This window comes from Kineococcus indalonis (genome assembly GCF_009906395.1).
Classification (GTDB): Bacteria; Actinomycetota; Actinomycetes; order Actinomycetales; family Kineococcaceae; genus Kineococcus; species Kineococcus indalonis.
In genome coordinates this window covers 1-839 of record NZ_JAAALM010000914.1, presented here as the reverse complement: position 1 = coordinate 839, position 839 = coordinate 1, and the positions used below count along the sequence as shown (strand labels likewise).

General features: G+C 81.5%; 1 protein-coding gene. It reads left to right on the top strand.

Annotation, left to right across the window (positions count from 1 at the left end; genetic code table 11):
- Positions 1–101 precede the first annotated feature (101 nt).
- On the top strand, positions 102–812 hold the full coding sequence (locus tag GTR00_RS21915; protein ID WP_166613593.1) for an NAD(P)H-binding protein: 711 nt from the start codon (positions 102–104) through the stop codon (positions 810–812).
- Positions 813–839 lie beyond the last annotated feature (27 nt).

Sequence of the window (839 nt, the reverse complement as noted above, 5' to 3'; positions counted from 1 at the left end):
AGGTGGGGGCGGGGTCCGGCACGCGGGAAGTGTGCCCGACCGCCGGCGGTGCGCCGAGGCCCGGCGTGCGCGCCGGGGCGGGGCTGCCTAGGTTCGGGGCCGTGCACGTCGCGATCGCCGGGGCCCACGGCAAGGTGGCCCGCCTGCTCACCCGCCTGCTCACCGAGCGCGGCGACGAGGTGACGGGGCTGGTGCGCGACCCCGGCCACGTCGCCGACGTCACCGCCGACGGCGCGCGCGCCGTCGTGGTGGACCTGGAGGCGGCGGGCGCCGCCGAGGTCGCCGGCGCGGTGCGCGGGGCCGACGCGGTGGTGTTCGCCGCGGGCGCCGGCCCGGGCAGCGGCGCCGCCCGCAAGGACACCGTGGACCGCGCCGCGGCGGTGCTGCTGGCCGACGCCGCCGAGCTGGCGGGGGTGCGCGGCTACCTGCTGGTCTCCTCCTTCGGCGTGGACGCCGTGCGCGGCGGGGCGACGCCCGAGGGCGTGGACGAGGTGTTCGTCGCCTACCTGCGCGCCAAGCTGGCCGCGGAGGAGGAGCTGCTGGCCCGGGCCGCGAGCGGCCGGCTGCACGTGACGGTGCTGCGCCCGGGCGGCCTGACCGACGAGCCGCCCACCGGCCGCGTGCACCTGGAGCGCTCCGTGGAGCGCGGCAGCGTGCCGCGCGCGGACGTGGCCGCGGTGTGCGTGGAGCTGCTGGACGCGGCCGCCTCGGTGCCGGTGGGCGGGCGCCTGCTGGAGCTGGTGGGCGGCGAGGAGCCGGCCGGGGACGCCGTGGCGCGCGTGGCCGCCCACGACGGCGGCGCCGCCGGCTGAGCCGCGCCACCGGGCGCGCGCCACGGC